The sequence below is a fragment of the Methylovirgula sp. 4M-Z18 genome (genome assembly GCF_037890675.1).
GTDB lineage: Bacteria > Pseudomonadota > Alphaproteobacteria > Rhizobiales > Beijerinckiaceae > 4M-Z18.
The window spans coordinates 502,344-522,595 of record NZ_CP149574.1 but is presented as its reverse complement, the minus strand read 5'-3'; the positions used below and the strand labels follow the sequence as shown (position 1 = coordinate 522,595).

Below are 20,252 nucleotides of genomic sequence, written 5' to 3'. Positions count from 1 at the left end.
AAAGGTTGAGTTAGAGGCGAATGCCGATGTTCTTGATGCGCAGATAATTCATGAGGCCGGGCAAACCGCGCTCGCGGCCAACACCGCTGTTCTTGACGCCACCGGTGGGCGCCTGCTGGCCGCCGAGGAACCAGCCGTTGATCCACACCGATCCAGCCTCAATGTCTTGCGCGAGACGCAAAGCGCGGCCGATGTCACGGGTGTAGACGCCTGCGACAAGGCCATAGCCGAGGCCATTGGCGAGCGCTGTCGCTTCGACCTCGGTTGTGAAGGACAGCGCGATTGCGACGGGGCCGAAAATTTCTTCGCGCGCCACGATATGCGCCGGTTCCACTTTGTCGAGAATGGTGGGGGCGACGAAATAGCCCTGCGGCAAATCTGGCGGCCGGCCGCCGCCGAGCCGCACACGCGCACCCTCGCGGCGCCCATGATCGAGATAGCCGGTCACGCGCTGATATTGTTCCGCCGACACCAGCGGCCCAAGATCGCGATCGTCCAACCCCGGGCCGATCGTCAGCCGGCCGGCGGCTTGCGTCAGCCGGTCGAGAAATTCGTCATGAATGTCTCGATGCAGCAGAAGCCGCGACGACGACGAACAGACTTGTCCCGAATTGCCGAAAGCGCCATCGACGATGTCGGCTACCGCGCGTTCGAGATCGGCATCGGGAAACACGATCAACGGATTCTTGCCGCCGAGTTCGAGCACCGCCGGCTTCAGTCCGCGCGCCGCGTTCTGATAGACCAGCCTGCCGGTTTCGACCGAGCCGGTGAAGGTGACGCCCGCGACGTCGCTGTGGCTGACGAGTGCGGCGCCCGCCTCCTCGCCGTAACCCGTGACCACATTGACGACACCGGGCGGAATGCCGGCCTCATCGCAGCATTGCGCGAAGAGAAGCGCGCTCAGGGGCGATTGTTCGGCTGGCTTGATCACGGCGGTGCAACCTGCGGCCAGCGCCGGCGCCACGGAGCGCGCGAGCATGCCGAGCGGGTAATTCCAGGGCACGATATGGGCCGTCACGCCGATGGGTTCGAGGAGGGTAAAATCGATCACCTCGCGCCCCAGCGGAATGGTCGAGCCCTCGAGCTTGTCGGCGGCACCGGCATTGTAGCGCAGCGTCGCCACGACCCCATCGACATCTCCAAGCGATTCTTTCAACGGTTTGCCGACGTCGAGCGTTTCGATGCGCGCGAGTTCCTGCTTGCGCGCGACAAGGACGTCGGCGAGCATATAGAGCAGGCGCCCGCGCTGAGCCGGCGTGATCCGCAGCCAGTCTCCACGCACGGCGCGTTTGGCGGCGGTGACCGCGCGGTCGATGTCGGCGGTGTCGCCGCGTGCTACCCGGCCGAGGACACGCTCCGTACTGGGGTCGATGGTCGCGAACGTCGCTGACGAAGCGCTTGGCTCGAATGTTCCATTGATGAACAGCGAGCGCGACGGATCGAGGCCAAGTGCCGTGTCGGGAGAGAGTACGTTCACTGTTTGAGACTTCCTTGCGAAATGCCCTGGATGAAATAGCGCTGCAGAAAGAAGAACAGCAGCAGGCTCGGAACGCTCAAGATCGTCACGGCCGCCATGGCGACGGAAAATCCCTCGAGCTGCGTGTGCGTGCCGACCACCGGCGTGAAGGCGGCAATGCCGACGGGCAGCGTCTTCATCGATTCATCGAATGTGACCAGTAGCGGCCAAAGGAAATTGTTCCAGTTGAGCGTGAACAGGATGACCGTTGCCGCGATGGCCGGAGCGCGGGCGAGCGGCAATGCGATGAGGAAAAACAGGCGCAGCGGCCCAGCGCCGTCGACGCGGGCCGCCTCTTCGATCTCTTTTGGAAAGGAGAGGAAAAATTGCCGGAAAATATATACGCTGAAAACATTGCCGATGGTCGGCAGGATGAGCGCCTGATAGCTCGAGGCCCAACCGAGTTTGATCACGCCAAGCAGCATCGGGATGATCGACACTTCGGTCGGGATCATCAGCGATGCGAGGAAGATTGCGAAGAGCGCATCGCGGCCCGGAAATCTTAAGCGCGCCAAAGCATAACCGGCCATCGCGCCGAACAGCACGGACAATGCCGTAGAGGTCACGGCCTGGATGATGCTGTTCAGGCCCCAGCGCACGATCGGATAATCGAAAACCTTGATGTAATTGTTCAGTGTGACGCGGTGCGGCAACCATTCGATGTCCTGCGTCATGACGTCGGACGGATATTTCAACGATGTCGAAACCATCCAGACGAACGGCGCAAACCACGCAAAAGCGACCGCCATGCCGATGAGCCATATCGGCAAGTCGATCGCCGTCATGCGCCGTTCGTCGAGCCAGTTGCGCAAGCGATTTGGCAAGAAGTTCATCACGCGCGCTCCGAGAGAATGAAGCGCTGCAGCAACGTCAGCATCAGAATGCCGATGAACAGCAGCATGGCGATCGCGGAGGCATAGCCAAAGAGATTGCGAACGATGGCGACCTGATAGACATAGTAGATGGGCGATTGCGACGACACGCCGGGACCGCCGTTGGTCATGACATAGACTTGGCTGAAGATGCGCAATGTCGAAATCAGCTGCAGCGTCACCACCATAGATAAAACCGGCCGCAGATGCGGGAGAATGATGAAGCGCAAGCGCGCCCAAGGCCCCGCGCCATCCACCAGCGCAGCCTCGGTCAGGTCGGACGGAATATCCTGCAAGGCAGCGAGAAACAGTACGAAGGCGAGGCCAAGGTCCCACCACACCGAAGCGATGCTGACCCCGACAAGCGACCATTGCGTCGAGGTGAGCCAGGGAATCGCGCCGACGCCGAAAAAACTAAAATAATGATTGACCAGGCCATATTGCGTATCGAGCAGCCACACCCATACCAGCCCGATCACCGTTGCCGAGACCACATTCGGCGCGAAGAAAAGCGCGCGCGCCAAGCCGGACAGCGGATAGCCACGATTGACGAATAGCGCGAAGACAAGCCCGAGCACCGTCACGCTCGGCACGATCAGCAGCCCATACAGCAGCACATTCTCGAAACCCACCCAGACCCACCTATCGTTGAAGGCCTGGGTGAAATTGTCGAGACCGACCCAGCGCGGGCTTCCGATGATGCTCCAGCGCGTGAAGCCGACATAGATGCCAAAAAAGACCGGCAGGATGTTGAACAGAAAGAAGGGAACCGAGAAGAAGGCGACGAAGAGATAGCCGACAAAGTCGACGCGCCTGTCGTCGTCGATCCTGTGCCCCCAGCGCGGCGGCATTTTAGCGGGGAGTGTTGCGGAACTCATCGGCGGATTCCAAACGGTTCTGTGACGCGCCCGGCACGGATGCGCCGGGCGGTTTGTCCGCATATGGATGAAGCTTCGCGTTCCGACGCCAGATTCCAAGCGCTGAAAGCATCGCCGGCATTGGGACGCTCGGTTTCAACCTTCGTCGAGACCACGTTGCCATTGCTGTTGGATCTGCTCCATTGCCTGATCAATCGTGGTCTGTCCGGCCCACACGCCGTCGAGCGTCTTGGCCAGGAAATTGCCGCCCGAATAGATCGTGAAATCAGGACCGGCCACGACCGGGATCTCGCCTTCGGTCGCAAAAGCCATGCCATCGACAAAGGCACCGCGCACCGCCCACGGCGCGCCGGCGGTCTTATAGTCGGGACGGCCAAGGATCGATTTACGCGGCGAGGCGCCGCGCCCGACCGTCGTCCACAGGAAGCTGTTGTCCGACAGCCATTTAACGGCCTGCATCGTGGCGTCAAGACGGCCCTTGTCCGCTTGAGCGTAAAGTTCGAGCCCGCCCATTTCGCTGTAGGTGCGCAGCGTGCTGCCAACCTTCGGGAAGAGCGACGTCTGGAAATTGAGCTTCTGGCCGATATAGCCGTTCAGAGTCCACGGCCCGGTCCAGAAAATACCGCCTTGGCCGGTCCCGAATGCCTTGTAGCGATCGGTGACGTCGCGGGTCGAGACCTTGTGCTTGTCGAACAGGTCGAGCACCCATTGCATCGCCTGTTTGCCGGCCTCTGGGTTAACGCAGGCGGTTTTCAAATCGTCGCTGGCGCGGCGGAAACCCATTTGCGCGGCGATGATGCCCCAGGTCACTGTCGTTTGCACGCCGGCGCCGGTCATCATGATGCCCGAACGCGTCACCTTGCCACCTTCGCGCTTGGTCATTGCCATCGCCCAGTCGAGCAGCATTCGCCCATCCTGCGGCGGATTCGTCGGATCAAGGCCGGCCTCCTTGGCGATGTCAAGATTGATTTCGGGCTGCAGGCTCATCAGATCCATGGGGATCATGAACAGCTTGTTATCGTATTTGGGATAGCGCGATGCCTTGAGCGAGGCGTCGGAAAAATCGCTCAGGTCGAGGTCGGCCTTTTTGGCAAGATCGTCCAGCGGCACAGTCACTTCGTCGCGCGCCATGCCAGCGCCCTTGCCGGCCGTCCCCCAGCCGAAATCCGGCGCCTTGCCCGTTGCCGCGGCCGCGAGAACCTTCGTGATATATTGCTCTTCCGGCACAAGTTCCATGCGTATCTTGACGCCCTTGTCCTTATGCGCATCGTTGAACGCATCGATCATTTTCGCCCACACTTCGCCATCCGAGGCGGCGAGCCAGCTCCAATGCACGATTTCCACCGGGCCAGCCGCGAGCGCCGGCCGCGCGGCGATAAACGGGGTGCTGGCCGCGAAAGCGGCGGCGCTGGTACCGGCGAGGAATTCGCGGCGATTGACGCCGCGCAAGAGCTGTTTCGACAAATCCGATGTGATTTTCATTTGGTCCCCTCCCGGCTTTGCACTGATGCTCGGCCCGCTCTATTGAACCCTTGCGCAGTCGTGCCGTGCCCAGCTACGCAAGAGCGGCTTGGACCGCGATCGGCCTGCGACAAAACCATCCCTCCCACGGAAATCGCTTTCCGTGCCACTGCTGATTTTCTTTCGTTTTAATCGCCGCTGACATGAGAGAACGCGATGACCGTATCGCCGCTCACGACCGCACTCTGGACGCTATAGTGAACCTGTTTACCCGCGCGAGTTGACTGAAATAGCCTTGCTGTTTGCATAAATAGACAGCGCGCGCGGTCCCCGGGAAACGCCGGTTTTAAAGATCCCGGCCCACCCGTTCCGCTCTCATTTTAAACCGGTGGCTCGTCTTGTGGGTGCTTCTTTGCAGGGGGCGCGCTGATCGAGAGGCGCCGGACCTCGGGCCGGTACGTCTGACTCTGTCCGCGCCGCAGGGTTTCGCGAAATTGCCGCGGCGACATGCCGAACTGCGCCTGAAAGGCGCGCGAAAACACCGACGGATAGGAAAAGCCGCAGGCCGTCGCGACATCCTTGATGCTGAACTCCTCGTAAAACAACATGTTGCGCGAGGCCTGCAACCGGATGCGCAGATAAAGGCGCATCGGCGTCTCCTCAAAACTACGGAGGCATTCGCGCAGCACGGTCTTGTGCGACACTTTGAGCCGCTCAGCGATCTCCTGCAAAGATAGCGGAAAGTCGAGATGCCGGTCCATCACGGCGAGAATGCGATCCGCCAGATTGAGCTTCGCGAGCTTGGGTCTGTCGTCCGTGCGCTGCGGCGCCGTCGCGGGGCGCGGCACATGCACGAGTGCGTTCGCCACTTCATTGGCCAGGGCGGGGGATTTCAGTCGGCCGATCAGATCGAGCATCATATCAAGGGTGGCCACACCGCCGGCGCAGGTCACGCGCTGATCTTCGGCGAGGTAAATTTGACCGCTCACAGCGACCTGCGGAAAGTGTTCCTTGAACGAGGGCACCGCCTCCCAATGCAACACGACCTGGTGATCGTCAACGAGCCCGGATTGCGCCAGCGCGAACGAGCCGGTATCCACTGCCCCAACTGTCGCCCCGAAGCGTGTGGCGGCGCGCAATTGATTGAGCAGCTTGGGCGAATTGCGCTGAACCGGCAGATTGCCCTCGAACACAAGGTAATAGTCGGCTGGCGGCATGGTTTGCAGGCTGTCATCGGCTGACATCCACATGCCGTTGCTGGCGCGCACAGGTTGGCCGTCCTCGGAAACGAAGCACCAACGAAACAATTCCCGTCCGCTGTTTTGATTGGCGATTCGCAGCGCCTCGCTCGCCAGGATAAGCGCGTTGAGCGGAAATTCCGGCTGCATGATGAGATTGAAGGTGGGGGCGCGCGCATCGGCTGCGGCGGTTCTGCGCCCCGTCGGATCATTGCCGCTGGCCATGGGACTGATCCTCGCTCCGCCATGCTGCGATGCGTTTGTCCAGAAAAGTCTATTAACAGTCTATAAAAGTCAACTCTTTCACGCCAATCGGTGAACTATAACAACACGCCATCGCTGAGATGATGGCCAGGCCACCGAATTGGTGGTCGTGATGCGACCAGCCAACGGAACAGTGTGGCAGATGGGGCACGGACGCAACCACGTCCGCGGGCGCTGTTGCTTTGCCCGGTGGCGCATGCCGAAGAGAAAGACCATCGCCGTGCAGACCGACGTTTTGAAGAAAAAGCTCGAAGGTTGCTACGTGACGATCCCGACGCCGTTTCGCGATTCGGACGGCTGGCCGATCAATGAAGACGCCCTGCGGCGCTACGCGCGTTTTCTCATCGAGGGGGGCCTCAACGCCGAGAGCGCGGTGTTTCTGACCGGCGGCGCGGCCGGCGATTTCTCCACGATGAGTTTTGACGAACGCGTGCGCGTCGCGGAAATCGTCATCAACGAGGTTGCCGGACGGGTGCCGGTGGCGATGGGCGCGCAGACGACGAGTACGCTGGAACTCGTGCGCCTCGCCAAGGCGGCGGAGCGGCTCGGCGCGACTTTCATCCAAGTGTCCTGCCCGTTCTATTTCAGCCATACCGAGGGCGATTTCGAGGAATTCGTTCGCGCCGCCGCAACCGCAGCGCCCAATATCGGCATCATCGTCTACAACACGTTCTGGACCACGACGAATATCTCTTTCGCAATGGTCGAGCGCCTCGCCGAGATCCCCAATGTTGTCGGCCTCAAATGGGCGACCCCGCGGACCGACGCGATGGAATTCGAAAGCGTCACCGCACGCTTTTCCAAGCGCTTCACCATCATCGACAATAACCTCTTCTTCGCCTTCAGCCCGATGCCGGCCCTGGGCGCACGCGCGTTCGAAGTGCATCTGTGCAATTTTTGGCCGCAATGGGGGCTTAAATTGGTGAGCGCAATCGGCGCCGGAGATTATCCGGAAGTGGCGCGCATGTTGGTCGACGAGGCAATGCCGTTTTACAAATTGTGGGTCGAAATCGAACGCGACTTCACCAGCGGCGACGGCTATCTCGACAAGTTGTGCATGGAGTTGGTTGGCCTTCCGTCCAGCCGCTGCCGACCGCCGACGCGCGACATCCGACAGCGCTACCGGGCGCCAACCTTGGCGATGCTCCGCGCCATCGGCACGCCGAATTTGAACGAGGCATGAGCGCGAGATGAAGGACGATGCGGCGAACATGGTGATCCTCGCACCAAACGACAATGTCGGCATCGCATTGCGCGACATTGCGTGCGGGAGCCTTGCCCGCACCGTGAGCGGCGTGGCGATGGTCGCGCAGGAAGCCATCGCGCAGGGGCATAAGATGGCGCTCGGCGATATTGCCCAAGGCGCGCTCATCCTGCGGTTCGACGTGCCCGTCGCGATTGCGACAATGCCTATCGCGCAAGGACATCTGGTGCATGTCCACAATGTCGCGAGCCGATATCTCACCAACAGCGAGGACCATTATGAATAGCCTCGTGCATACTTTCGAAGGCGCAAGCGCCATGCGCGGCTTCCCTCGCGCCGACGGCCGCAAGGGGATTCGCAACTATCTTGCGGTCGCCTATCTCGTAGAATGCGCCCATCATGTCGCCCGCAAGATCGCGACGCCCTACGACGAGGACGGCGTGCAGCTTATCGGCTTTCCGGGCTGCTATCCGAGCGCCTATGCCGACCGTGTTTTGACAGATCTGTGCACCCATCCCAATGTCGGCGCGGTGCTGTTGCTATCGCTCGGCTGCGAAGAGTTCCAACGCAAGAAGCTCAAAGCGGCGATCGAAGCCTCCGGCAGACCGGTCGAGTTGCTCACAATCCAGCAATGCGGCGGCACGGCCGCGACGATCCAGCGCGGCCGCGCGTGGATCGAGGCGCAGCTCGAAGAGCTCAAGGTGGCACCTTCCGAGCCGATCACCTTTGCCGATCTCGTCATTGGCACGAAATGCGGAGGCTCCGATGGTCTCAGCGGCGTCACGATCAACCCCGCGGTCGGCCGCGCCGTCGATCTCCTGATCGATGGCGGAGCGACCGTCATGTTCGAAGAAACGTGCGAGCTCATCGGCTGCGAGGCGCATATGGCGAGCCGGGCCGTGACACCGGAACTCGGCGCCGCACTGCGCGCCGCCGTCCATAAGGCTGACCGTTATTACAGCGAGCTTGGCCATGGCAGTTTTGGCGGCGGCAACATCAAATACGGCCTCTCGACTTTGGAAGAAAAATCCCTCGGCGCCTACGCCAAAAGCGGCTCGCGGCCGATCAGCGGCTTGATCAAGCCCGGCGTGCAACCGCCCCATCCGGGGCTCTATCTGATGGATACGGTGAACGACGGGCCGGTCCGCTACGGCATCCCCAACATCAACGACACGCAAACCATCACCGAAATGGTGGCGAGCGGCTGCCATCTCATCCTCTTTACCACCGGCGCCGGATCGGTCGTGGGGCAGGCCTTGTCACCGGTCATCAAGGGTGTTTCGAACAGCCGCGTCTTTGAGCGCCTTGAAGGCGACATGGACATCAATGGCGGCACGATCGCCGACGGGATCGAGACCATCGAGGACGTTGGCCGCCATCTCGTCGAGGCGGTGATCGCGGCCGCGAGCGGCACGCCCACCAAATCCGAAGCCCTCGGGCACCAGGAGTTCGTGCTGTCCTACAAAACCTACGAACCGCTTGGCCCGGGCTGCTTACCGGGCTGAAACGTCTTAAGCGTCATGGGCTCCGCGCGCGGATAAGCCGGACTGCGCGACATCCGCAAAGAGAATTGTCATGGACATGCGCTACGATTCCACAGCTCTCATCGATTTTGCCGCCGCCGCGCTGGCGGCGGCCGGGCTCGAGGTTGAACCGGCGGGCGCGGTCGCGCGGGGCTTGGTCGAGGCCGATCTGCTCGGCCATTCCACCCACGGTTTGGCGCTTCTTGCAGACTATATCGAGGAACTCGACAACGGCACGATGGAGAAGACCGGCCGGCCGGCGGTCATCGCCGATCATGCCGCCGCTGCCTTGTGGGACGGGCACCGTCTGCCAGGCGTGTGGACGACCGCGCTTGCGGTCGATGATGCGGTCAAGCGTGCCGGCACATTCGGCATCGGCGCCATCACCGTGCGCCGCAGCCATCATATCGCCTGTCTTGCGGCATTTCTCGAGGCGCCGGCGCGGCGCGGCCATATGGTTTTGATCTTCTCGTCCGATCCGAGCGACGCCCATGTCGCACCCTTCGGCGGCCTGAACTCGGTGATGACGCCCAATCCGATCGCGGCGGGTATTCCGACAGAGGGCGATCCGATCCTCATCGATGTCTCGACGTCGATCACGACCGCCGCGATGTGCGGCCGCACCGCGGCCGCCGGAGGCCGCTTGCCAGGACGCTGGGTCATGGACCGCGACGGCGCCGCGACGGACGATCCGGCAGTGGTCAAACAAGGCGGTTCGATCCTGCCGATCGGGGGCCTCGACCATGGTCATAAGGGCTATGGCTTGTCCCTTCTGGTCGAGGCCTTGACGCAAGGGCTCGGCGCATATGGTCGCGCCGATGGGCCAACCCAATGGGGCGCCGGCGTGCTGGTTCTCGCCCTGAGCCCCGCGCTGTTTGGCGGGCTCGACGCCTTTACCCGTCAGACCGGCTGGCTGGGTTCGGCATGCCGCGCCGCGCGCGTCCGCCCCGGCGATGCACCGGTGCGGCTGCCGGGCGAGGCGGCGCTCGCACGCAAACGTGAGGCCATTGCTCGGGGCGTGCGGCTGCATGCCGGCATCGCAGGCGACCTTGAACGCCTTGCCGGCCGTTTCGGACTTCCTATGCCCGCCAGCCCTTCCCATCCGGCATCTTCACGTGCCTCGGAGTCCGCATCATGAGCGCATCCGCATCCGACTATCACACCATTGCCGGCCGCTTGGCCTTTCCCTCCCTGGCTTTCATTGATGGTGGATGGCAGGCGGCGGCATCGCGCCGCGTTTATGAAAATATCAACCCTGCCACCGGCGCTGTCATCGGCACGGTCGCGCATTGTGACGCCGCAGATGTCGACCGCGCGGTCGCCGCGGCACGCGCTTCTTTTGAGGCGGGGGCTTGGTCGCGCGCTGCGCCGGAGGTGCGCAAGGCGGTGCTCTTGCGCCTTGCCGATCTCGTCCGGGCTCACGCCGAGGAGCTTGCCGTCATGGAAAGCCTCGACAGCGGCAAGACCGTCAAGGATTGCCTGAATGAGATCGGCCATGAAGTGCCGACTTTTTTCCAATGGTATGCGGAACTCGCGGACAAGAGCTTCGGCAAAGTGGCACCGACGGGCGAAAAGACCGTGGCCATGATCGTGAAAGAGCCGGTCGGCGTCGTCGGGCTGGTGCTGCCGTGGAACTTTCCGATGCTGATGGCGGCGTGGAAACTCGCGCCGGCGCTCGCAGTAGGCTGCTCGGCGGTGCTGAAGCCGGCCGAGCAGACGCCGCTCACCGCGCTTCGCCTTGCCGAACTCGCCATGGAGGCCGGCCTGCCGGCGGGCGTGCTCAATGTGGTTCCTGGCTTTGGCGAGACGGCGGGCCAGGCGATCGGCCGGCATGACGACATCGATGTCGTGTCCTTCACCGGCTCGACCGAAGTCGGCGCCTATTTCCTGAAATATGCCAGCGAAAGCAATCTCAAACCGGTTGGGCTGGAGATGGGCGGCAAGAGCCCGATGATCGTGCTTGACGATGCAGACATCGACGATGCGCTCATTGCCAGCGCAATCAATGCCGCATTCTGGAATGGCGGCCAGAACTGCTCGGCCAATATGCGGCAAATCGTTGACCGCAAGGTGAAGGACAATTTCCTGCAGCAGGTTCTCGACAAAACCCGCGCACTGAAGGTGGGCGATCCGCTCGACCCGGCAACCGATATTGGCTCGATGGTCAGTGCCGAGCACCGGACGCGAGTCCTCTCGTATATCGAGGCCGGCCGGCAAGAAGGGGCGCGCCTGCTGGCTGGCGGAGGTATCAGCGCGGGCCTGCCGGGATTCTTTGTCGATCCGACGGTATTCGATGAGGTTGCGCCGGCCATGCGGATAGCGCGCGAGGAAATCTTCGGCCCGGTCCTCGGCGTCATCGGCGTCAACGGGCTGGAGGAAGCGCTGCAAATCGCCCGGGACACCGATTACGGCCTCCATGCAACGGTCTTCACCAGCAATATCGACAAAGCTCTCCATCTTGCAAAACGCCTGCCGTGCGGCACAGTGGCGATCAATGGCTTCACGGAAGGCAATGTGACGACGCCGTTCGGCGGCTTTAAGCGCTCGGGCTCCCTGGCGCGCGACAACGGAACCGAAGCTGTCGACCAATATCTGCAGACCAAAACCATATGGATGTCGCTGCGTTGATAGAGCGTCTTCCAGCCGCTGCCACCGATATCGGGCAGCTGCCGCGCACTATGGGCGACGGCGATCGGTTGCGTCGCAGATTTTATAAATGATCGTTGGTTGCGGGGGCAGGATTTGAACCTGCGGCCTTCGGGTTATGAGCCTGAGAGGCGATACCCGGAAATTTATAACCTCATCCTGAACAAGGATGACAGGCTCGAAGAGATGCGCGAAATGCAGCGTTTCTTGGCCGAAGAGAATGCCGATCGACTGTCGGACTTACAGGCGCGCCGGCGCGTGTCAAAGGAAGAACGCTTCTTCGATTATTGCGCAGCGATGCGCCCGCGGCTGAAACAATCGCGCGTTGGTGCGGTTCGAATTGCAGAGATTAAGATTTGAGCCAATCATTGGCAGCGGATGACAGCGGCGGCCGGCCGCGGTGTGAAGTACCTGAAAGCTCGGTGGAGGGAACTGACGCGCCGCGTTGTGGCTCATACCCAAATAGGGCGGCCGAATTTTGCCGGCCTAGCTGTTACCCTGCAGCCCTTGGCCCCGTCATCGCGCGTCGCGATCGATCGATAAGTAAGACGCGGCGCGCTCCAGGAAATCTTCTCGACGGCAAATCAGCCGCAGGCCGCAACTAAGTCAAAGCGCAAGCTTGTGAAAATGCTCCCGCATGGTTGGCGGACAACTTCCTATGATCATCGGGACTTCTGGTTTGGCACCATGGATGCACTGGTCCCTGTCCTCAGGAAGTTCGAGAAAAGGCTGGACCCCCTTCAGCCTTTTCTTATTTTTTGGCGCCCACTCGAAATGAATCGGCGGAACAGCGAAAAGCTGGGAAAGCGCAGCAAGTTAACCGCATTAACCAACAATTCCATCCTATGTCGGCCGATGTGATCGCGTAGACCCTCGATATGGAAGCGGCGATAATCTTGGGCCTCAAATTTCTCGCCGTCTATCTTTCACCGTCGTTTGATCGTGTTTCAAAACGGGTTGGCAAAGTAAGTGCTACGTGTTTGCTGCGTCACTGATCGTTGACTTTGTCTCACTAGCTGTGACGGCGGGTATTACTGAGTTTGTGGTTATGTTACCTGCCATTTTTTGTGACGGTGTGGCAGGAAATTGCGGAGCGGGTCTTATGGCACCCTTGCCGCTTGGCCTTTTCGTCGCGCAGCTGACCTGGATGTAAGCACGTTTCCTTGTTTGAAAATGGCGCGAAAGATTGCAGATGACTAGGGCCAAGTCTAGGGTCGAAAATTCGGCCATTATGATTTTTTCAGCAATATCAATCAATTATCCAGAAAAAATGGCGGAGGGAGCGGGATTCGAACCCGCGATACAGTTTCCCGTATACACACTTTCCAGGCGTGCGCCTTCAACCACTCGGCCACCCCTCCGTCGCGCACCGCACCGGCACGCCGGGGCGCCATCGCGACGCCCACCCCGGGCGCAATATAGGATGATGCCGCCAAGAGCAAGGATTGCGACGTATTTTCTGTGCGCAATCCTTTAAAGTTCCGCGAATGCGGGCCGGCGCCCGCTACGACTGGCTCTGGAAACCGGCCTGCAGCAGGCGAATGACTACGTCCATGGCCTCGCCGTCGCCGCCGAGGCGCGCGCCGCGGACCGGCTGGGCGCCGAGCTGGTCGAGACCGACGGCGAGGCGGATGTAGCGATCATCGGGGCAGGTGTCGTGCAGCGGGTCGAATCCGACCCAGCCGAGCCCGTCGACGTAGGATTCCGCCCAGGCATAGGCCCGTGGCTGGGCCGGTTGATCCGGATCGAAGCGGTAGCCGCTGACATAGCGGGCGGGAATGCCGAGGTGCCGCGCGGCGGCAATGAAGACATGCGCCGCGTCGGGAACGACCGCCTTGCGCGCGGCAAAAGCAGCCGTGGCACCCTGTGCCTGGGCGCGGAAATCGGCATCGGGCGCCAAGAGGCCATGCAGCCCGTGCAGCAGCGCGTGCAATTTGTCGAGCGTGTTGGTTTCCTGCGCCGTCGCCTCGACCGCGTATTGCCGCAGCGCCTCGTCGGAGGCGGTCAGGCCCGCCTCGCGCAGGAAGAGATCGGGCGGGAAACGCTCGAGCGAGCCACGGACCACGCCGGCAGTGTCGAAGGTCTCGACCTCGCCGCCGACATGGATAATCAGTTCCTCGAAAGGCCCCAGCGCCGTGAACGTGTGGGTGATGTTGCCGAAGGCGTCTTCGGCCTGCTGCAACCGGCAATCGACGCTGACGTCGATGCGCCAATTGACCACGTGCTGGCCGTCGTGATTGCGCGGCGTCATGCGCAGCATCTGCACCACGGATTTCGCAGGCACCGCATAGCGGTAGATGGTCGCGTGCTTGATCTGAATCCGCATCGACCAGCCCTAACCCAGGAATTGTTCGGCGACCAATACGCCGAGCTTGCTGTTGTCGTCGACGAAGTTGGTGATGAATTCGTGCAGGCCCTCGGTGAAAATCCCATCGATATTGGTATTTTCCAGCCGCGCGAACATGCTGCGCGCGTGGCGTTGCGAGGGGCCCTGGCGGCCATAGGATTTGCCGATCGCGTCGAGGTAGCGCACGATGTTCTCGTAGCATGAGATCAGCGAGCGCGGCATTTCGGGGCGCAGGATCAGGAGATCGGCGATCAGCCAGGGCTTGATGCTCTCGCGGTAAATCCAATGATAGGCGGTCAGCGCCGAAACGGTGCGCAGAATCGCCGTCCACTGGAAATAATCGAGCGAGCCGCCGATCGATTCCGTCGCCGGCAACAGGACGTGATATTTCACGTCGAGGATGCGCGCCGTATTGTCCGCCCGCTCGACATAGAGGCCGAGGCGCGAGAACCAATAGGCGTCATTCCGGAGCAGGGTGCGATAGGCGGAGCCGTCGAATTGCAGCGACGTCTGTTTCATGAAATCGAGGAAGCGGCTCAGTTCCTCGCGGTCGGCGTGCCCTTTGCTGTTGCGGGTGAAATCGAAATTCTTCAATTCCAACCAGGCGCCGTTGATCGCCTCCCACATTTCCGAGCTGAGCGCCGTGCGCACCGCGCGCGCATTCGTCCGCGCCATTTCGATGCAATTGCGGATCGATGACGGGTTGTCGGCCGAAAACGCCAGAAACTCGACGACATTGGCCTCGTTGATCTCGCCGTAGTGCTCATGGAACGCTTCCGCCGCGCCCGAGGAGATCAGCGTGCTCTCCCATTCGGAATCGGCGCCGCCATAGGCTTTCGGCAATGTCGCGAGGCGCTGCGCTGCCTGCACGATGCGCGCAAGATAGTCCGCCCGCTCCATGTAGCGGGCGAGCCAGAAGAGATTGTCTGCGGTGCGCGCCAGCATCGTGTTCTTCGGCAACGGGCGGCGTTGGGGGATTTTTACACTGTCCATGTTCATCTTCAAGCGCCGCCCTGCATGTCGTCAATAACCCATGTGTCCTTGGTGCCGCCGCCCTGGCTCGAATTGACCACCAGCGACCCCTCCTTCATCGCGACGCGCGTCAGGCCTCCCGGCACCACGCGCACGCCGTCCGAACCCGACAGGACGAAGGGCCGCAGATCGACATGCCGCGGGCTGATGCCGGTCTCGAACGAGGACGGGCAGGTGGAGAGCGACAAAGTCGGCTGGGCGATGAAATTCGCCGGATCGTGCTTGAGTTTCTGCGTGAAGATCTCGATCTGCGCCTTGGTGGCGTGCGGCCCGACCAGCATGCCGTAGCCGCCCGACCCGTTCACTTCCTTGACGACGAGTTCGTCGAGGTGCTCGAGCACATATTTGAGCGCGTCGGGTTCGCGGCAGCGCCAGGTCGGCACGTTCTTCAAAATCGGCTCTTCGTTGAGATAGAATTTGATGACGTCCGGCATGTACGTGTAAATCGCCTTGTCATCCGCGACGCCCGTGCCGATTGCGTTCGCGAGCGTCACATTGCCTGCTTGATAGGCAGAAAGAATGCCGGGCACGCCGAGCGCCGAATCCGGCCTGAAGGCCAACGGATCGAGAAAATCGTCGTCGATGCGGCGGTAGATGACATCCACCCGTTTCGGGCCTTCGGTCGTGCGCATGTAGACCACATCGTCGCGCACGAAAAGGTCGCGGCCCTCGACCAGTTCGATGCCGAGCTTGTCGGCGAGGAAGGAATGTTCGTAATAGGCCGAATTATATTGGCCCGGCGTGAGGAGCACCGCGACCGGATCGGCGCTGGCGGAACGCGGCGCCACCGAGCGCAAGGTGGCGAGCAATTGGTCGGGATAATCCTCGACCGGCGCGACGCGATGGCCGGAAAACAGGTCCGGAAACAGCCGCATCATCACTTCGCGGTTTTCCAACATGTAGGAGACGCCGGACGGCGTGCGCGCATTGTCCTCCAGCACGTAGAAATCGTGATCGTCGACACGCACGATGTCGATGCCGGCAATGTGGCAATAGATGTTGTGCGGCACGTTGCGCCCCGCCATTTCCGGGCGGAAATGCGGGTTTCGATACACGAGATCGTCCGGAATGATACCGGCGCGCAGAATGTCGCGGTTGTGGTAGAGATCGGTGAGGAACATGTTCAGCGCTTTGACGCGCTGCACCAGGCCCTTTTCGAGCCGCGACCATTCGGCACGGGTCATGATGCGCGGCAGAATGTCGAAGGGGATCAGGCGCTCGGTCGCGTCCTTCTCGCCATAGACCGCGAAGGTGATGCCGATACGGCGGAACAGCAGTTCCGCCTGCGAGCGGCGGGACGACAGGATCTCGGGAGATTCGGTAGCGAGCCAACTGGCTAGTTTTTTATAAGCGTCTCGGAGATTGCCGTCTAATCCATTCATTTCATCGAAATACTGAACGTTCGCTGCCACGCTGAACCATCCCCTTTGTCAGAAAGCCCACACACGGTGAGCTTTCGCCTCCTGCTCCAGCCTAATAGCAACTTTCGCGCCATGACAAGGTTGGGGCAAGAGGGAATGAAGGGAACGTGCGCTCTTGGGTAAACGAATAGACTCCGGTCAGCCTATTCGTACCCCTGCAGCGGTAGAGATCGATCCGCTCCTAGCTGCGCAACGCCCGCATGTGGCCGATCAGCCCGGCGGTGGACGAATCCAGTGCCGCCGTCGAAGCCGCGCCATCGGCGACGATCGGTGCGAGGCGAGACGCGAGTTCCTTGCCGAGTTCGACGCCCCATTGGTCGAACGGGTTGATGTCCCAGATCGCCGCCTGGACGAAAATCTTGTGCTCGTAAAAGGCGATCAGGCGGCCAAGCATGCGCGGATCGAGCTTTTTGTAGAGGAAGGTGCTCGTCGGGCGATTGCCGGGGAAGACTTTGTGCGGCGCAAGCGCCGCAATGGCATCGGCCGCCATGCCTTGCTTGGTCAGAATGGCCTCGACCTCGGCCTTGGTGCGGCCGCGCATCAGGGCTTCACCTTGGGCGAACACATTGGCGATCAGCAGATCATGATGATGCTGGTCGGCATCGGTCGGTTCGGCGGCGGCAAGAAAATCGATCGGCACCACTTCCGTGCCCTGGTGCAAGAGCTGGAAGAACGCATGCTGGCCATTGGTGCCCGGCTCGCCCCAGATAACCGGGCCGGTGCTCTCATGCACCGGCGAGCCGTCGCGATGCACAGATTTGCCGTTCGATTCCATGTCGAGCTGCTGCAGGTAGGCGGAGAACCGGGACATGCGCTGGTCGTAAGGGATCACGGCCTGAGTCGCGAAGCCCCAGACGTTGCGATACCAGGCGCCGATCAGGCCCATCAGCATGGGGATGTTCTGCGCCACCGGCGCCTCGCGGAAATGGGTGTCGACCTCATAGGCGCCGCGCAGGAAATGTTCGAAATTCTCCGGCCCGATGGCGATGACGATCGGCAGGCCGATCGACGACCACAGGGAATAGCGTCCGCCAACCCAATCCCAGAAGCCGAAGACGCGCGATGCATCGATGCCGAATTTCGCGACGAGAGCCAGATTGGTAGAGACCGCGGCGAAATGATCCCCCGCCGCCGCTTCGCCGAGCGCATTGACGATCCAGGCGCGCGCCGTATGGGCGTTCGTCATCGTCTCCAAGGTGGTGAAGGTTTTGGAGGCGACGATGAACAAGGTGCTTGCGGGATCGAGCCCTTTCAGCGTGTCGGCAATGTCGGCGCCGTCGACGTTCGATACGAAATGCGAGCGGATGCGCGGATGGGCGTAGGGCGAGAGAGCTTTCGTCGCCATGGCGGGGCCAAGATCGGAGCCGCCGATGCCGATATTGACCACATCGGTGAAGAGCTTGCCGGTGGCGCCTTTCAGCACACCGTCGCGAATCTTTGTTGCGAAATCCGCAACACGCGCCCGCACTTCGAGCACGTCGGGCATCACATCCTGGCCGTCGACGAGAACCGGCTTGCCGGAAAAGTTGCGCAACGCCGTGTGCAGGGCGGCGCGGTCCTCGGTCGTGTTGAAATGTTGGCCTGCGAACATGGCATCGCGCTTCGCCTCGATCTGGGCGGCTTTCGCGAGGTCTTGCAGGAGCGCCAATGTCTGCGCTGTCACCCGCTGCTTGGAATAATCGAAGCAAAGGTCGTCGAGACGTGCATGGAATTGCGCGAAGCGCTGCGGATTTTCGGCAAAGAGCTGAACCAGGGGCGTCTTTTCAACCTCGGCCTTATGGGCTCGGAGCGCCGCGAGGGCTTGGGCAACGGCTGACTGGGACATGAAGGACACCTGCGTTGAGAAAAAGAGCAACAGGGTTAGAGCATAGAGCGTGTCCGATGAAAAGGCGGCCAGAAACCGCAGCCCGCCCGGACTTAGCGATCACATGACGGTCCTGCGCTTGCATTGCGGCGCAAATCGCGGCAAGCGTGGGCCGCATTCGAACAGGATCATCATGGCCCCGCCCCTTCTCGCGCTTCAGGACGTCACTCTTACCCTCGGCGGCAAGCCGTTGCTGGAAGGCGTGGAATTTTCCGTCGCGCCGGGCGAGAAGATTTGCCTCGTGGGCCGCAACGGGTCGGGCAAGTCGACCCTGCTGAAAATCGCCGCCGGCGAAATCGAGAGCGACGGCGGCACCCGCTTCTTGCAGCCTGGCGCCACCGTGCGCTATTTGCCGCAGGAACCCGACCTTTCCGGCTTCGCAACCACCCTCGCCTATGCGCAAGCCGGCCTGACCGACGGGCACGATCACTATCGCGTTCCCTATCTCCTCGAACAATTGGGATTGAGCGGCCACGAAGATCCGGCCCGCCTGTCGGGTGGCGAAGCACGCCGCGCCGCGCTCGTGCGCGTGCTGGCGCCGGAGCCCGACATTCTGCTGCTCGACGAGCCGACCAACCATCTCGACCTCCCGGCGATCGAATGGCTCGAAGCCGAACTCGCATCGCTGCGCTCGGCCCTGGTGCTGATCAGCCATGACCGGCGTTTCTTGAGCGACCTGACCCGCGCCACGATCTGGCTCGACCGCGGCGCGACCCGGCGCCTGGACAAAGGCTTTGGCGCCTTCGAGGCCTGGCGCGACGACGTGCTCGAACAGGAAGAGATCGCGCGGCACAAGCTCGACCGCAAGATCGTCAACGAAGAGCATTGGGTGCGCTACGGCGTCACTGCGCGGCGCAAGCGCAATGTCGGCCGCCTCGAGCGTCTCGCCAAACTGCGCCAGGATGTGCGCGACCAGCGCCGAGTCACCGGCGACGTCAAGATGACCGTGACGGAAGGCAAAACGTCCGGCGCTCTGGTGGTCGATGCGGAAAAAATCGCCAAAGCCTATGGCGCGCGTCCGATCGTCAAGGATTTCTCGACCCGCGTCATGCGCGGCGACCGTGTCGGCGTGATCGGCCCGAACGGCGCTGGCAAGACCACATTGATCCGCCTGCTCACCGGCGACTTGGCGCCCGACAGCGGCCAAATTCGCCTCGGCGCCAATTTGCAGCTTGCGACCCTCGACCAGCGCCGCGCCAGCCTCGCACCCGACACAACCTTAAAGGACGCGCTCACCGGCGGGGGCAGCGACAATGTGATTTTGAACGGCCAGCCGAAACATGTCATCGGCTATATGCGCGATTTTCTGTTTACGCCGGAACAGGCGCGCACGCCGGTCGGGAAACTCTCGGGCGGCGAGCGCGGTCGCCTGACCCTCGCCCGCGCCCTCAGCCTGCCGTCGAATTTCCTCGTGCTCGACGAACCGACCAACGATCTCGATCTCGAAACCCTCGATCTGTTGCAGGAAATGATCGGCGATTATTCCGGCACGGTGCTGGTCGTCAGCCACGATCGCGATTTTCTCGATCGGGTTGCGACCTCGGTGATCGTGTCTGAAGGCGATGGCCGCTGGACCGAATATGCCGGCGGCTATTCCGACATGGTGGCGCAGCGGGGCTATGGCGTTCAGCCGGTGCAGGCCTTGACGCCGCAGCGCGAGACCGCGTCCGCGGCGCAGCTTGAGAAGCCGCAGCCGCAGAGTTCAGTAAAACGCAAGCTGTCCTTCAAGGAAAAGCACGCACTCGAAACTTTGCCCGCGAAAATGGACAAGCTGCGCGCCTTGAAAGCGGCCTTGCAAACCAAGCTCGACGACCCGGCGCTTTACAGCCGCGATCCCGCCGCCTTCGACAAGGCGACCCAAGCTTTCGTTGCGGCGGAAGCCGAGCTTGCAAAATGCGAAGACGAATGGCTCGAGCTCGAATTGCTGCGCGAGGAGATTGAAGGGTAGGAATGGACCGCCGCCTTCCAGGCTGCGGCCCGTTCAGC

At 61.7% G+C, this 20,252-nt stretch carries 16 protein-coding genes and 1 tRNA gene; 7 read left to right on the top strand and 10 right to left on the bottom strand.

From position 1 onward, the window contains the following. Positions 1–10: 10 nt before the first annotated feature. The 5 genes from V9T28_RS02365 to V9T28_RS02345 all read right to left on the bottom strand — a co-directional run bounded on the left by V9T28_RS02365 (position 11) and on the right by V9T28_RS02345 (position 6,190). The gene (locus tag V9T28_RS02365; protein WP_199500098.1) at positions 11–1,477 is read right to left on the bottom strand and encodes an aldehyde dehydrogenase family protein; all 1,467 of its coding nucleotides are present in this window, start codon (positions 1,475–1,477) and stop codon (positions 11–13) included. Next, positions 1,474–2,349 (bottom strand): carbohydrate ABC transporter permease, encoded by an 876-nt coding sequence (locus tag V9T28_RS02360; RefSeq protein WP_116400598.1) that lies wholly within the window; start codon positions 2,347–2,349, stop codon positions 1,474–1,476. The genes V9T28_RS02365 and V9T28_RS02360 overlap by 4 nt, the downstream gene beginning before the upstream one ends. Then, positions 2,349–3,266 (bottom strand): carbohydrate ABC transporter permease, encoded by a 918-nt coding sequence (locus V9T28_RS02355; protein WP_158554780.1) that lies wholly within the window; start codon positions 3,264–3,266, stop codon positions 2,349–2,351. Before V9T28_RS02355 ends, V9T28_RS02360 begins: the two co-directional genes overlap by 1 nt. Positions 3,267–3,401: 135 nt before the next feature. After that, positions 3,402–4,748, bottom strand: a complete 1,347-nt coding sequence (locus tag V9T28_RS02350) for an extracellular solute-binding protein (protein WP_116400596.1) — start codon at positions 4,746–4,748, stop codon at positions 3,402–3,404. A 359-nt stretch (positions 4,749–5,107) separates the two neighbouring features. Further along, the gene (locus V9T28_RS02345) at positions 5,108–6,190 is read right to left on the bottom strand and encodes a GlxA family transcriptional regulator (protein ID WP_116400595.1); all 1,083 of its coding nucleotides are present in this window, start codon (positions 6,188–6,190) and stop codon (positions 5,108–5,110) included. A 235-nt stretch (positions 6,191–6,425) separates the two neighbouring features. Here V9T28_RS02345 and V9T28_RS02340 point away from each other — a divergent pair, with 235 nt between their 5' ends. The 6 genes from V9T28_RS02340 to V9T28_RS02315 all read left to right on the top strand — a co-directional run bounded on the left by V9T28_RS02340 (position 6,426) and on the right by V9T28_RS02315 (position 11,962). Beyond that, the gene (locus tag V9T28_RS02340; RefSeq protein ID WP_245424071.1) at positions 6,426–7,412 is read left to right on the top strand and encodes a dihydrodipicolinate synthase family protein; all 987 of its coding nucleotides are present in this window, start codon (positions 6,426–6,428) and stop codon (positions 7,410–7,412) included. 7 nt (positions 7,413–7,419) lie between these two features. Next, complete coding sequence (locus V9T28_RS02335) at positions 7,420–7,719, top strand: UxaA family hydrolase (protein WP_116400594.1); 300 nt, start codon at positions 7,420–7,422, stop codon at positions 7,717–7,719. Further along, positions 7,712–8,938 carry a UxaA family hydrolase gene (locus V9T28_RS02330; protein WP_245424070.1) on the top strand — a complete coding sequence of 409 codons (1,227 nt, stop codon included), beginning with the start codon at positions 7,712–7,714 and terminating at the stop codon, positions 8,936–8,938. Before V9T28_RS02335 ends, V9T28_RS02330 begins: the two co-directional genes overlap by 8 nt. A gap of 70 nt (positions 8,939–9,008) precedes the next feature. After that, the gene (locus V9T28_RS02325) at positions 9,009–10,094 is read left to right on the top strand and encodes an Ldh family oxidoreductase (protein WP_116400593.1); all 1,086 of its coding nucleotides are present in this window, start codon (positions 9,009–9,011) and stop codon (positions 10,092–10,094) included. Next, positions 10,091–11,584, top strand: a complete 1,494-nt coding sequence (locus tag V9T28_RS02320; RefSeq protein ID WP_116400592.1) for an aldehyde dehydrogenase — start codon at positions 10,091–10,093, stop codon at positions 11,582–11,584. Before V9T28_RS02325 ends, V9T28_RS02320 begins: the two co-directional genes overlap by 4 nt. 114 nt (positions 11,585–11,698) lie before the next feature. Then, on the top strand, positions 11,699–11,962 hold the full coding sequence (locus V9T28_RS02315; protein WP_210210410.1) for a hypothetical protein: 264 nt from the start codon (positions 11,699–11,701) through the stop codon (positions 11,960–11,962). 911 nt (positions 11,963–12,873) lie between these two features. On the opposite strand, the gene V9T28_RS02310 is transcribed toward V9T28_RS02315, so the two are convergent. From V9T28_RS02310 to pgi, 5 genes are all read right to left on the bottom strand, one after another. Then, positions 12,874–12,963: transfer RNA gene (locus V9T28_RS02310), tRNA-Ser, on the bottom strand. Positions 12,964–13,106: 143 nt separating this feature from the next. Next, positions 13,107–13,928, bottom strand: a complete 822-nt coding sequence (locus V9T28_RS02305) for a transglutaminase family protein (RefSeq protein WP_116400591.1) — start codon at positions 13,926–13,928, stop codon at positions 13,107–13,109. A 9-nt stretch (positions 13,929–13,937) separates the two neighbouring features. After that, positions 13,938–14,894: an alpha-E domain-containing protein gene (locus tag V9T28_RS02300; protein WP_116400762.1), complete on the bottom strand. Its 957-nt coding sequence runs from the start codon at positions 14,892–14,894 to the stop codon at positions 13,938–13,940. 56 nt (positions 14,895–14,950) lie between these two features. Continuing rightward, positions 14,951–16,363, bottom strand: a complete 1,413-nt coding sequence (locus V9T28_RS02295) for a circularly permuted type 2 ATP-grasp protein (RefSeq protein WP_116400590.1) — start codon at positions 16,361–16,363, stop codon at positions 14,951–14,953. Between the two features lie 220 nt (positions 16,364–16,583). Beyond that, positions 16,584–18,227, bottom strand: coding sequence for a glucose-6-phosphate isomerase (gene pgi / locus V9T28_RS02290; RefSeq protein WP_116400761.1), 1,644 nt, complete (start codon positions 18,225–18,227; stop codon positions 16,584–16,586). 172 nt (positions 18,228–18,399) lie between these two features. Here pgi and V9T28_RS02285 point away from each other — a divergent pair, with 172 nt between their 5' ends. Beyond that, positions 18,400–20,214, top strand: a complete 1,815-nt coding sequence (locus tag V9T28_RS02285) for an ABC-F family ATP-binding cassette domain-containing protein (RefSeq protein ID WP_116400760.1) — start codon at positions 18,400–18,402, stop codon at positions 20,212–20,214. Positions 20,215–20,252: the final 38 nt, after the last annotated feature.